Raw genomic sequence first — 13,328 nt, 5'->3', positions numbered from 1 at the left:
CCCAGTCGGCGTGCCCCTCTACTTGTACGTGACCTGAGGGCACTTCTTGAGTACATCCAAACAGCTGTTGAGTGAAAAGGCGGCCACCGGCGTCGAAGGTCTTGATGACATTCTTGCCGGGGGGCTATCGCGAAGCCACGTGTTTTTGCTCGAAGGCGAACCCGGCACCGGTAAAACCACCGTGGCCCTGCATTTTCTGCGGGCCGGTGCGCAGAACGGCGAACGTTGCTTATATATCACCCTGTCCGAAACCGAGCACGAACTGCGCCAGGGTGCCAAATCCCACGGCTGGGACTTGGATGAGCATATTCATATCTTCGAGCTGACCCCACCGGAAAGCCTGCTCAACGCCGATCACCAGCAAAGCCTGCTGTACTCCTCCGACCTGGAGCTGGGTGAAGCCACCCGCCAGATCTTTGAAGTGGTAGAGCGGGTCAAGCCGACCCGCGTGGTGGTCGACAGCCTGTCTGAGATCCGCCTTCTGGCGCAAAGCTCGTTGCGCTATCGCCGGCAGATCCTGGCGATCAAGCACTACTTCGTGCGTTATGACGCCACCGTGTTACTGCTGGATGACTTGACCACCGAATCCCTGGATAAGACCGTGCACAGCGTTGCGCACGGGGTGATTCGCCTGGAGGAGCTGACGCCCAACTATGGCGCCGAGCGTCGGCGTATCCGGGTAGTCAAGTACCGGGGCCAGAAATACCGTGGCGGCTTCCACGACTTCACCATCATGGGCGACGGCATTCACGTATTCCCGCGCCTGGTGGCGGCCGAGCATCGCGGCGGTTACAACCGTCAAACCTTGAGCAGCGGTATCGAGGAGTTGGATTCTCTGCTCGGCGGGGGGATCGAGACCGGCTCCAGCAGCCTGATTCTCGGCCCGGCCGGTACCGGCAAGTCTTTGATCTCGATGATCTTCGCTGCCGCCGCCGTGGCCCGTGGCGAAAAGGCTGCGCTGTTCATCTTCGATGAAGAGCTGGGCCTGCTGTTCGAGCGCATGAAGAACATGGGCATCGACCTCGCCGCCTTACGGGACACCGGAAACCTGCTGATCGAACAGGTCGACGCGGCCGAACTCTCCCCCGGCGAATTTTCCCACCGGGTTCGCCGCTGCGTGGATGAGCGCGGTATCAAGACCGTGGTCATCGACAGTATCAACGGCTACCAGGCGGCCATGCCCGAAGAAAACGCGCTGATCCTGCATATGCATGAACTGCTGCTATACCTTAACCGCCGTGGTGCAGCCACCTTCATGACGGTGGCCCAGCACGGCCTGGTCGGCGACATGCAGACGCCGGTCGACATCACCTACCTGGCCGACACCGTGATCTTGCTGCGTTATTTCGAGGCCCTGGGTAAAGTTCGCCGGGCCATTTCGGTCATCAAAAAAAGAACGGGCTCCCACGAGTCGACCATTCGTGAATATCGCATCGGCAGCCGCGGTATGACGGTAGGTGTACCTCTGGATAACTTCCAGGGTGTGCTGCGGGGCATTCCAACCTATATGGGTGCCGGCTCCCCTCTGCTCAAGGATGAGGGCTAGTGCCGGCCCTGTCTCCCGTCTCCGAGCGTGCTGGCGCCCATGGGCCGCGATGGCTCATTGGCGCTGATGATGCTTAACGAAGCCGGCTACAGCGGGATTGTCGCCAACAACCTGGCCGCTCTGTGCGAAGAGCTGACGCAAGGCGCCGGGCTGCTCATCGTTGCGGCTGAGGCACTGCGTGGCGTCGACCTTGAGCCGTTACTCGAGCTGTTGCATCAGCAACCGGCCTGGTCCGACCTGCCTATCGTGCTGATGACCCAGCATGGCGGCAAAGAGCAGAACGGCTCGACGCGGCTGAGCGGCTTGCTGGGCAACGTCACGTTTCTGGAGCGGCCGTTCCATCCCATCACCTTGATCAGCCTGGTGAGCGCGGCCCTGCGCGGTCGACGGCGCCAGTACGAAGCGCGGGACCGGTTGATTGACTTGAGCGAGAGTGAGTTGCGTCTCCAGCGCACTTTGGAAACGCTTGAGCAGCAAGTGGAGGAACGCACCGCCCAACTGCGTCACAATGAAGAAGCCCTGCGCCAATCGCAGAAAATGGAAGCCGTTGGCCAGTTGACCGGGGGTATCGCCCATGACTTCAACAATATGCTTACCGGCATTATCGGTAGCCTGGAACTGCTACGCCGACGTGTGTCCCGGGGCAAACTGGATGACCTGGACAGCCTGATCGACCTGGGCGTGACCTCGGCCAACCGCGCGGCGAGCCTCACCCATCGACTGTTGGCGTTCTCCCGTCGACAATCACTGGACTCCAAGCCTGTGCAGATCAACCAGTTGGTCACGGCCATGGGCGAATTATTGCAACGCAGCATCAACGAAAGTATCAGCCTGGACATGCGCCTGAGCGACGCCTTGTGGACGGCCGAGGCCGACCCGAACCAGCTCGAAAGCGCCCTGCTCAACCTGGTGATCAACGCGCGCGACGCCATGCCCACGGGTGGCACGCTGACCGTGGAGACCACCAATCGTCACCTCGACAGTGTCTTTACCGCCGCCTACGGCACCTTGACCCCGGGCGACTACGTAGAACTGAGTGTCAGCGACAACGGTTGCGGCATACCGCAACACCTGATGGATCGCGTGTTCGATCCGTTTTTTACCACCAAACCCATCGGCCAAGGCACCGGTCTTGGGCTGTCGATGATCTACGGCTTCGCTCGCCAGTCTCGTGGGCATGTGACCATCCACAGCGAAGTCGGCAAAGGTACGACGGTCAGTTTGTTCCTGCCGCGCTTTATCGGTGAGCCCCAAGCTCAGGAGCCGCTCAACCCGACATTGCTGCCGTTTGCCAATGCAGGGGAAACGGTGTTGATCGTCGAGGATGATCCCGCAGTTCGGGTGTTGGTCAGCGCGGTGCTCAAAGAACTGGGTTACGGGTTTATCGAGGCTGGGGACGCGAATGCGGCGGTGCCGATCATTGAATCCGAACAGCGCATCGACCTGATGATCAGCGACGTCGGTTTGCCGGGGATGAACGGCCGACAACTGGCGGAAATCGGCCGGCAGATTCGTCCGGAACTCAAAGTATTGTTTATTACCGGATACGCCGAGCACGCCGCGGTGCGGGGTGGCTTCCTGGACCCGGGGATGCAACTGATCACCAAGCCTTTTACGTTTGATTTGTTGACGGCCAAGGTGCGGGAGATGATCCAGGCGTAGAGCGGCCACATGTGGCAATAAGTCGTCACGGTTTAGCAGGCAGCAGATGGAATCGATGTGAGTTTTTTTCCACATACGTTGGCGAACAACGTATTACCCACTTCGACCAGGAATATTTCTGATGACTGCTATTTCCAACTCCCACCTGCGCCAGCTGTACACGACCGATCAGGCAAAGGCCGCCCCACAACCGCAGCCTGCCCGTCTAGAGCTGGCAATAGAGCTAACGCCGGGGCCCCGCCACGAAGAGGCGGATCATAATTTAGCCCGTTTGTACAACCAGGCTTTGAAACAATTTCCCGAGGATGGCCAAAACGTTCGGGAGCACACCGTTGAAGATATCCCGCGCGATTCGTCCTTTATGCAGTCGCGTACGCTGTTGGCTAACCTCCTGAAAAGTCCAGCGTTCAAGGGCTGGGCCAAAGAGCATAACGTAGACCTCTCAAAAGAGATCACCATCAATGTCGCCAGCGGTACCATCGGTTTCACCACCCTGCGCGCCGAACCCCGAAATGCCTTCGATTTTACGCCGTTCAGGCCCATCGGCGAGCCAAAAGTCGAATCCTCCGATATTCAAAGCTTTATTGATTGGCCCCTGCTCGAGAGCGCTGCTAAAACGCTGGCGGGCTCCGGCAACGTTGTAAGCCTGGACCCCACGGCCACTGCGACCACTGCGAAGATCGCGGAAATCGCTCAGTTTCATGGTCATACCTTGCCTTTTGACAGCGATCCGTCGCCTTCAGAGCAGCGGGCATTCATCGTGCAGCACCTCAACGGGTGGCAGGATAAATATAACCTCTTCGCTGAAAATTTCGATATCCCCACCCAAGAACTCCTGAAGAGCCAAGCGTCTAAACTGGGTGATCTGAACAACCGAAGTACTGTGATTGCGGCAATACCAAAAATCGCAGAGATAGTAGATATTAATGTGAAGCAGTTTCTCCCTGGCCCAAATGCATCCGAGGAAGTTCACGCAAAGTACAAACAAGTTGTTGAGGAGCGGATGCAGGTTGCGCTGAATACTGCGATCCAAATCGATCCTGCCTCTTCATATTTTCAAGACAGCAAACTGTGGCCGAACGTGGCTGTGACGCTGCGCGACTACCTCGTAGGGCATGGCATAGTACTTCCAACCAATGCATCGGAGTTAAAGGACATTGCGCAGTCTTTGACACGTCGGCCAATTGAAGCACCGGCGCATGGCAATCTCAGTGGAGCGCACTCATGGCCAACGCCGATGAGCAGTGAAGATCGGCGTGCACTTGCCGCCATGACCAGTAAGTTTTTGGAAGGCCAGCCAGAAAACAACTTGCTCGCCTATTTGACCCGTGGAATTGATTATCAGCAGGGTCTTTCCGAAGACTTTCGCGAAGATCGTAGTCGCGCTATTGACAGAATCCTCGGGTTTTCCAATGTTCAGAAATTCGCCCTCGCCGCTGAACGTGAACTTGGCGAAATTGCATCGCCTAACGTGATCGCCGATTGGATGTTGACAGCGCTCTACGACTCGTTGGACCCCCTCAGCATCAACGCAACTTCACCCGACTCGAACAGGACTAAAGTTGCAGGCTTCGACCTGGCCAACATTAACCTCTCCGGAATGAACGCCCGGCACATATACGCCACGCTGTCTGATCACTTGCGTGAAAACGGAGTGACGAACCATTACAACGGCGTGCTGGCCATGGAAGTTCTATTGGCCCGCAAGGCTCCGGAACTCCTGGTCAAAGACATACCCGAAACATTGACCAAGGGCACCCACTCTTGGGTCAGCTTCGCTACGGCAGTAGCCCGTATAGAGGCTGAGGCCCCTGGTTCAACCAGCAAAATGACGTTTTCACAGGTCATGATGCGACATGAGTTGGCACCTATAACGCTGGCAGACAAACTGGTTGAACAGCAGGCTCAAACGGATGCCCTAAAAGACTGGGGCGTTTACAATGGTGTGTTGGTCAGGAGCAGTACAGATCAATATTCAGAAGAAGACATGAAGGCTGTACGTTCTGCGTACAATGATCAGGTGCGTTTGTTGAGTGAGGCTTCCGATACGTTTGCGATGAAGATCCCTGATCTTCATGACAGGGCAGTGGCCAGCATACAATCGCAAAATCCACACTTATCGGAAGAGCAAATCAAACAAAAGGTGCTGACACCAAAGGAATCCGAATTTTTGTCATTTCCAGGCCCCTACTCACTGTTGGACATATTTCTCCATTCCGATAAAACTCTCGAGGACATTGATTTAACTCGCTACGACTCCAGCGATAAAGATTTCGTTCTCAGCAACATCAAATTTGAGAAGCAATCCAGCAGCGTCGTAGCGCACTGGTTTGAAAAAGATCTCAAAACACATTTTGATCGCTTTGAACAGGCTACGCAAACGCAGGTCAAGAATTTGATTTCCAGTCTGCCTGTCGAGGACCGGAAGATCATTGAGCATGGAAAGATTACAATTTCTAAAGAAGTTGATGTTTCGTACGAAGCTTATTCGCAGGTACAAAAAAGAAAAGACTCGTCACCGACCAGTATATTTTTACAAAGCGAGTTTGTGGATGCACAAGGCAATAAAGGCACCCATACCTATGAAATCGACAGCGCAAAGAATACCATTCGAAAACGTGTCGATTTGAACAGCAAAATCCCAGGTGCCATTCTGGACGATAAGATTAATTCCAAGCGCCTTGTCCCCCTCGCCCCTGATGGTAATTACAGGGATAACGTTCTTTCGGCCTGGTCCACCGACTTGGTCAATGATGCCCCTAACAGCTTCGCCAGCGAAAAAACGCAGTACATTGCTGATGCCATGGTAAAAAAAATCGGTATTCGCCAGTACGCAGAGTCACTGCGGGGTACTACTACATTCGACGGTGAAGTACCTTTCTATGAAAAAATTGTAGATTTTGTAGCCGGGCTTATTCCGGGTTTTAACGCTATCAAAAATTTTATCAACGGAAACTGGCGCGAGGGCCTCACCGATTTGGCTTTTGATGCTTTCGGTTTTATCCTCGCCGGTGCCGGTGGAGCAGCAAGGGCTGCTGGCGCCGGCTTCAGGGCGGCCTCGTCTACGTTTGGGAGTACCGCAAAAAAACTGGTGCGCGGCACACTGAGCGCGCTCAACCCTATCGATCCAAAGGGTATTGCGTTAGGCTTCGTGCAAGAAGGTATAAAGTCCTTGGCGAACAGTGGTCCCGGACGGAATAATCGACCTTCGTTTAAAATCAAGTATGACCCTGTAAAGATCTTCAGGAACGTTGAGAACGCCACAATAGGCAACGCCAACATGCAAGGGACAACAATAGCAATCGCTGCCACCCAGAAAAACGGCAAATGGTATGCCCTTGACCCTGTCAGTAAACAGCCGTTTGGTCTTCCCTTGAAGGATTTCGTGCCTTCGGCATAAAGGATGTCGTCAAGCGGGAAAAACGCGCAATACCTCAAAAAGGTTCTTCTCGGTGGTTCGAGAAGAACTTTTGCTATCGCACAAAACTTGCGCGTCTCGTTTGAATCATCACGCCAATAAACGCTGGATATGCTCCTGCAGCGTATCCAGATCAAACGGCTTGGCCAAAATCGGCGCGTTGCGCGTGATCGGGCTGTTGCAGTCGAGAATTTCCTGCGGATAGCCGCTGATAAAGATTACTTTCAGTTCCGGTCGCAGCTTGAGCGCCGGCTCAGCGATCTGCACCCCGGAAATTCCACCCGGCAGGCGGTAATCGGTGACCATCAAGTCCAGGTGCGGCTTGGTCGCAAGGATTTCGAAGGCCTGCTCCCCGTCGATCGCCTTCAAGACCCGGTAGCCCAAGCCTGCCAGGTACTCACCCAGCACAAACATAATGGATTCGTCGTCCTCGACGATCAGTACGACATCTTGTGCATCTTCACTCATGGGAAGCCTTTGTCCGGTCAATTGCTGCAGTTACGACCATGGGGTCACGCAGAGGTTGCGTCGAGCTGACGATTGATTTCACGCGGTCGCCTCAAGGGGCAAGCACACACGAAACAAGGCGCCCTCGCCTATCTGGCTCTCCACCTCAATGGTGCCGCCATGGGCCGCTACTATCTGCTCGGAAATAAACAATCCCAGGCCCAGGCCGGCGGCGGCATGGTTGGCGGAAACCCGTTCGAACTGCTGAAAAATGCGCTTCTGGTTGTCTTCACTGATACCAATGCCACGGTCGCGCACTTCGACGCGCGCCTCGCCATGCTCGGTATACACCCGCACATCCACCGGGCTTTTAGCGCCGTAGCGCAGGGCATTGGTCAGCAGGTTGGTGATCACCTGCTCGATACGGAATTCATCCCAGTGGCCCTCTACAGGCTCGTCTGCCACCAACTGCATCGACGATTCAGCCGCGGCGACCTGTGGCTCGAAGTTGTGCACGAGGTTGCGCACCAACTGCGCCAGGTCAAAACGCGCCGGGCGTATGGACAGCTTGCCGGTACGGATGCGTGACACGTCAAGCATGTCTTCGATCAGACGGATCAGGCTTTTGATCTGGCGCTCATCGCGGTCAACCATGGCGTGCATCTTGTCCAGAGTGAACGCGGCGGCGTTGTCCCGGGCCAGGTGCATCTTGCGCAACTGGGTCTCCAGAATCAGCCCGTTCAGGGGTGTACGCACTTCGTGGGCGACAATCGACATGAAGTCGTCACGCATGCGCACCGCTTGTTCCAGTTCGGCCTGAGTGGCCTGCAGGCGCGTGAGCAACAGTTCCTGCTCGCGGCGGCTACGCTCCAGTTCCTCGACTTGCAGCTTCATCGCCTTGCTCTGGCGATACAGGTCGACGAACACATTGACCTTGCTCTTGACCGCATGGATATCCAAGGGCTTATGCAGGAAGTCCACCGCGCCGCTCTCATAACCCTTGAAGGCGTAGTTGAGTTCGCGCCCGGCGGCGCTGACGAACACGATGGGGATGTTCTTGGTCTTTTCGGTGCCGCGCATCAGTTCGGCCAGCTCGAACCCGTTCATGCCAGGCATCTGCACGTCGAGGATCGCCATGGCGAATTCATGTTCCAGCAACAGGGACAACGCCTCATCGGCACTCAATGCCTTGAAGACCTGGCGATCCTCACGCTTGATCAGCGCCTCTAGGGCCAGCAGGTTTTCCGGCAGATCGTCGACGATCAGCAGTTTGGCCTGGACAGTACTTAACATGGGAAGGGTTCCAGGGAAGCCAGCAATGAGCCGATTCGGCTCAAGGAAAGAATATGGTCAGGTGTGTGCAAGGCCAGGGCCGCCAGGGGCATGACGGCAATGCGTGCCTCTTGTGGGTCCTGCACGATGGTGATGCCACCCGATTGCTTGACGTGGGCCAGCCCGCTTGCGCCGTCCTGGTTGGCGCCAGTCAACAAAATGGCGAGCAGGCGAGGCCCATACACATCGGCCGCCGAGGAAAACAGGTAGTCGATGGCGGGTCTGGAATGGTGCACCCGGTCTTCCTGGCTCAGGGACAGGCTGCGGTCCTGCTCTACCGACAGGTGATAACCGGGCCCGGCAAAGTACAAGGTGCCCGCCTCCAGCGCTTCTTTGTCCCTTGCCTCCTTGACCGGGATGTTCAGGCGCCGGGCAAAGACTTCCGCCAATTGGCTGCGGCGCTCGTCCGGCAGGTGCAGCACGGCAATGATCGGCAGGCCGAAGGTACTGGGCAACTGGCCGAAAATACTCAGCAACGCCTCGACGCCGCCGGCGGACGCGCCGACGACGATGGCTTCGATCCCCGAAATCGAGGTGTCTGGCGCGTCGCTCATGATTTTCGGTAAATCCGTTCCTGCTTGACCAAGGGCTCGAATTGCTTGCTGTAGGCGGAAAAATCCAGGGTTTCCTTGCTGCCCAGCACCAAAAAGCCGCGATGACACAGCGACTCATGAAACAAGCCAAACGCTCGATCTTGCAATTTTTTATTGAAATAAATCAATACGTTACGGCATGAAATTAATTGCGTTTCTGAAAATACGCTGTCGGTCGCCAGGCTGTGATCGGCAAAGGTCACGTTCTCGCGCAATGTCTTGTCAAAGATCGCGTAATCGTAAGCTGCTGTGTAGTAGTCGGCAAATGAACGTTGCCCGCCGGCCTGCTGATAATTGGCGGTATAGGCGCGCACGTTCTCCAGGGAAAAGATGCCCTGCTTGGCTTTATCCAGCGACGCCGGGTTGATGTCCGTGGCGTAGATGATGGTGCGTTCCAGCAAGCCTTCTTCACGCAGCAGGATGGCCATGGAGTACACCTCCTCGCCTGTGCTGCAGCCGGCGATCCAGATCTTGATCGACGGGTAGGTCTTGAGCAGCGGCACGACTTCCTGGCGAATCGCGAGGAAGTGCGACGGGTCGCGAAACATCTCGCTCACCGGGATGGTCAAGAATTGCAGCAACTGCATGAACGCCGCAGGGTCGTGCAACACGCGCTCTTGCAGTGCGGAAATGGTCGCGCAGTCGAACTGACGCAAGGCATGGGCCACACGGCGTTTGACCGACGCGCCCGAATAGTCGCGAAAGTCGTAGCTGTACTTGAGGTAAATCGCCTCGATCAACAGGCGCAGCTCAATATCGCTACTCTTATCCAAGAAACACTGCTCCACTTAAATGCGTTCCATCTTCGGTAGCCATACGCGAATCAGTGAGAACAGGCGGTCCAGGTCAATCGGCTTGGCCAGGTAATCGTTTGAGCCTGCTGCCAGGCAACGCTCCTGATCGTCCTTCATGGCCTTGGCCGTCACGGCAATGATTGGCAGTTTTTTCCAGCGTGGGTCCTGGCGGATCAAGGCGGTGGCCTCGTAACCGTCCATCTCCGGCATCATCACGTCCATCAGCACCAGGTCGATATCTTCGACTTCATTGAGTTTATCGATAGCCTCCTGGCCGTTACGCCCGATCACCACCACAGCACCTTTGTGCTCCAGGGCGCTGGTCAGGGCGAAGATATTGCGCACGTCGTCGTCCACCAAGAGGATTTTGCGCCCCTCGAACACCTTGTCGCGGCTGCGGGCGGTCTTGAGCATCTTCTGGCGGTCATGGGACAACTGGGATTCGACTTTGTGCAGAAACAGCGTGACTTCATCCAGCAGACGCTCGGGCGAGCGCGCCCCCTTGATGATGATCGAGCGTGAATACTTGCGCAGTTCGGCCTCTTCGTCCCGGGTCAGGTTGCGCCCGGTGTAGACGATCACCGGCGGGAACGAGCAGATGTCCTCGGTGGCCATGCGCTTGAGCAGCTCGTTGCCGAGCATGTCCGGCAGCTTGAGGTCGATGATCATGCAGTCGTAGATGGTGGTGCGCAACAGGTCGAGGGCCTCCTGGGCGAAGCCTACGGCAGTGATCTCGATGTCATCGTCGCCGATCAGGCGGGCAATGCTGTCGCGCTGCAGGTCATCGTCTTCCACCAGCAGGATGCGCTTGACCTTCTGGGTCAACTTGGCTTCCAGGCGCGCGAACACGTCCTTGAGCTCTTCGCGGGTGGTGGGCTTGACCGCATAACCGATGGCACCCATGTGCATGGCGGCTTCGACACGGTCTTCCACAGAGATCACGTGCACCGGGATGTGGCGCGTGTTGGCGTGTTCCTTGAGGCGTTGCAGCACAGTCAGTCCTGAGTGGTCGGGCAGGCGCATGTCCAGCAGAATCGCGTCGGGGATGTATTGCTCGGCGAGGCTGTAGCCCTCGTCGGCACCGTGGGCGACCAGGCAGTGGTAACCCAGCTCGTGGGCAAGATCGAACAGAATGCGCGCAAAATTCGGCTCGTCTTCCACTACCAGGATGCAGCGAGTGCTGAACGGCGCTTTTTCGCGGTCATCGGCAAAGCGCGGGATCAACTCGGCGTCAGCCACCGGCAGCGGCGATACCTTGACGGGCGTTGGTGCCGGCGCGACCACCACTTGGCGCGGTGGCTCGATCGGCGCCGCGGCCTCGTCGCGTTCCACATACTGTTCAGGCAATACGAGCGTGAAAATACTGCCTTTGCCCGGTTCGCTGGTCACACTGATATAGCCGCCCAGCAAGGTGGCCAGGTCACGGGAAATCGACAAGCCCAGGCCAGTACCGCCGTAACGGCGATTGGTGGTGCCGTCGGCCTGGCGGAAAGCTTCGAAGATGCTTTCCTGTTGATCCGGGGCGATACCAATGCCGGAATCGCGCACGGTAAAGGCAATGCCCTCCCCCGGCGCGCGGGACACCGACAGGCTGACCTCGCCCTGTTCAGTGAACTTTATGGCGTTGGACAACAGGTTCTTGAGGATCTGCTCCAGGCGTTGGCGATCAGTAAACAGCAGGGTTGGCGAGCCTTGTTGCACGTCCACCTGGAAGCCCAGTTTGCGGTCCATTGCCAGCGGCTCGAACATGCCACGCAGGCCATCCACCAGGCGCTCGACGCTGGCGTTTTCCGGGCGCACTTCCAGCTTGCCGGCTTCGACCTTGGAAATATCCAGGATGTCGTTGATCAGGTTGAGCAAGTCATTGCCGGCCGAATAGATCGACTCGGCAAACTTGACCTGCTCGGCGCTGAGGTTTTCCTGCGGGTTATCCGCCAGCAGTTTGGCCAGGATCAGCGAACTGTTGAGCGGTGTGCGCAGCTCATGGGACATGTTGGCAAGGAATTCGGATTTGTACTTGCTGGAGCGCTGCAACTCATCGGCGCGGTCTTCCAGCTCAAGCTGGGCCTGGTTCAGCTCGATGTTCTTGCGGTCCATGGCGTCGCGCTGTTCGGCCAGGGTCTGGGTCTGTTCGGCGAGTTGCTCGTTGGTCTGTTCAAGCTCAGCCTGTTGGGTTTCCAGGTGAGCCTGGGACTCCTTGAGGATGCGCGATTGCTCTTCGAGCTCTTCGTTGGCGGTCTTGAGCTCTTCCTGCTGCACTTGCAGCTCTTCGTTGAGTTGCTGGGTCTCGGCCAGCACTTCCTGCAAGCGCTGGCGATAGCGCGCGGCTTCGATGGAGGTGCCGATATTGCCGGCGATCAGTTCCAGCAGTTCGATATCACGCTCATCCAGAGGGCGCAGGAAGCCCAGCTCGACTACGCCGTTGACACGGTCATCATCGCTGGTCGGCATCACCAGGATGCTGCGAGCGGCCCCTTCGCCAAGACCGGAACTGACCTTGAAGTAATCCACCGGCACATCGTCCAGGCGAATCAGACGATTGAGCTGAGCGGCCTGCCCGACGATGCCTTCGTCGCTGTAGATCGACTGTTCTTGCTGTTCCTGCTCGCGGGAGAAACCATACGTGGCCACGCGCTTGAGGCCGCCGTGTTCTTCACGCACGTACAGCGCGGCGACCGCAGAGCCCATGTACTGGGCGAAGAATTGCAGGATATTGCGTCCCAGCATGTTCAGGGTCAGTTGGCCGAGTACTTGCTCGGCCAGCTCGGTCTGGCCATTGCGCAGCCAGGCGGTTTGCTCGAGGCGCCGTGCAATCTTCTGTTGTGACGCGAGGTTTGCGCTGTAACTCTTTGAAAGTGAGATTAAATTCTTCCTGCCGATGTAGGCCAGAAAACCACTCAACCCCAGTACAAACACCAAGTACAGCGTGACACTGATCACCGTCGTGCGGGTGACCTCTGCGTTACGGGTGATACGGAACTGCTGCTCCATCGCCACCGCGTCTTCGTATTCCTTGCGAATTTCATCAGTGAGCCGCTTGCCCCGGCCCGCCTTGACCGCGCCACGGTAATCACCGCTGTTGCGCTGCAGCTCAATCATCGACTGCGCGTAGGTGTTCCATTCGGTCTGCAAGGTTTCCAAGCGCTTGAGCCGGTCAACCTGCTGCGGATTGTCGGCTACCAGGTCTTGCAGATTGCGCAGGTCGGCAATGATCCGCGGCTTGGCCACTTCGTACGGATCAAGGAAGTGCTCGTCACCGGTGATCAGGAACCCGCGCATCCCTGTTTCCAGGTCAACCGTCAGTTTGGACGTCTCATTGAGGTTGTTAATGACGCGGTCGGTGTGCTCCACCCACTGGATCACCGAGAGCAAATAGGTAATCAGGCAGACGAAAAACACCGCGCTGAGCACGCCCACGCCCAAGGGCAGGGCCACGTTCCGGCTCAGCAGGGTACGAAAGCTTTTTTCATCGACGGACGACGCGGGTGTCATGGGCATGCCTTGGCCAAATGCGGGAAAACCGCAAGTTTGCCCGA

At 57.0% G+C, this 13,328-nt stretch carries 8 protein-coding genes; 3 read left to right on the top strand and 5 right to left on the bottom strand.

The window, feature by feature from the left end:
- Positions 1–46 precede the first annotated feature (46 nt).
- The 3 genes from BMH52_RS19185 (at position 47) to BMH52_RS19175 (ending at position 6,608) form a co-directional block, all read left to right on the top strand.
- Positions 47–1,546, top strand: coding sequence for an ATPase domain-containing protein (locus tag BMH52_RS19185; RefSeq protein ID WP_014718480.1), 1,500 nt, complete (start codon positions 47–49; stop codon positions 1,544–1,546).
- A 39-nt stretch (positions 1,547–1,585) separates the two neighbouring features.
- Positions 1,586–3,208, top strand: coding sequence for an ATP-binding protein (locus BMH52_RS19180; protein ID WP_143192536.1), 1,623 nt, complete (start codon positions 1,586–1,588; stop codon positions 3,206–3,208).
- Positions 3,209–3,329: 121 nt separating this feature from the next.
- Positions 3,330–6,608, top strand: coding sequence for a hypothetical protein (locus tag BMH52_RS19175; protein WP_073844703.1), 3,279 nt, complete (start codon positions 3,330–3,332; stop codon positions 6,606–6,608).
- 108 nt (positions 6,609–6,716) lie between these two features.
- Here the strand turns inward: BMH52_RS19175 and BMH52_RS19170 are convergent, their stop codons facing one another.
- The 5 genes from BMH52_RS19170 to BMH52_RS19150 form a co-directional block, all read right to left on the bottom strand.
- Complete coding sequence (locus BMH52_RS19170; RefSeq protein ID WP_005788286.1) at positions 6,717–7,094, bottom strand: response regulator; 378 nt, start codon at positions 7,092–7,094, stop codon at positions 6,717–6,719.
- Between the two features lie 78 nt (positions 7,095–7,172).
- Complete coding sequence (locus BMH52_RS19165; RefSeq protein WP_020302773.1) at positions 7,173–8,366, bottom strand: hybrid sensor histidine kinase/response regulator; 1,194 nt, start codon at positions 8,364–8,366, stop codon at positions 7,173–7,175.
- Positions 8,360–8,959, bottom strand: a complete 600-nt coding sequence (locus tag BMH52_RS19160; RefSeq protein ID WP_014718484.1) for a chemotaxis protein CheB — start codon at positions 8,957–8,959, stop codon at positions 8,360–8,362. The genes BMH52_RS19165 and BMH52_RS19160 overlap by 7 nt, the downstream gene beginning before the upstream one ends.
- The gene (locus tag BMH52_RS19155) at positions 8,956–9,786 is read right to left on the bottom strand and encodes a protein-glutamate O-methyltransferase CheR (protein WP_019817062.1); all 831 of its coding nucleotides are present in this window, start codon (positions 9,784–9,786) and stop codon (positions 8,956–8,958) included. The genes BMH52_RS19160 and BMH52_RS19155 overlap by 4 nt, the downstream gene beginning before the upstream one ends.
- Positions 9,787–13,284, bottom strand: a complete 3,498-nt coding sequence (locus BMH52_RS19150; RefSeq protein WP_073844701.1) for a response regulator — start codon at positions 13,282–13,284, stop codon at positions 9,787–9,789.
- Positions 13,285–13,328 lie beyond the last annotated feature (44 nt).

This window comes from Pseudomonas sp. BTN1, from assembly GCF_001907715.1.
Classification (GTDB): domain Bacteria; phylum Pseudomonadota; class Gammaproteobacteria; order Pseudomonadales; family Pseudomonadaceae; genus Aquipseudomonas; species Aquipseudomonas paracarnis.
Note: the sequence above shows the minus strand (reverse complement) of the source record. Positions and strands in the feature narration are given on the sequence as shown.

Coding starts and splice junctions, on each gene's coding strand:
- BMH52_RS19180 (WP_143192536.1), top strand. CDS start 1,586: ATGGGCCGCGATGGCTCATTGGCGCTGATGATGCTTAACGAAGCCGGC.
- BMH52_RS19175 (WP_073844703.1), top strand. CDS start 3,330: ATGACTGCTATTTCCAACTCCCACCTGCGCCAGCTGTACACGACCGAT.
- BMH52_RS19170 (WP_005788286.1), bottom strand. CDS start 7,094: ATGAGTGAAGATGCACAAGATGTCGTACTGATCGTCGAGGACGACGAA.
- BMH52_RS19165 (WP_020302773.1), bottom strand. CDS start 8,366: ATGTTAAGTACTGTCCAGGCCAAACTGCTGATCGTCGACGATCTGCCG.
- BMH52_RS19160 (WP_014718484.1), bottom strand. CDS start 8,959: ATGAGCGACGCGCCAGACACCTCGATTTCGGGGATCGAAGCCATCGTC.
- BMH52_RS19150 (WP_073844701.1), bottom strand. CDS start 13,284: ATGACACCCGCGTCGTCCGTCGATGAAAAAAGCTTTCGTACCCTGCTG.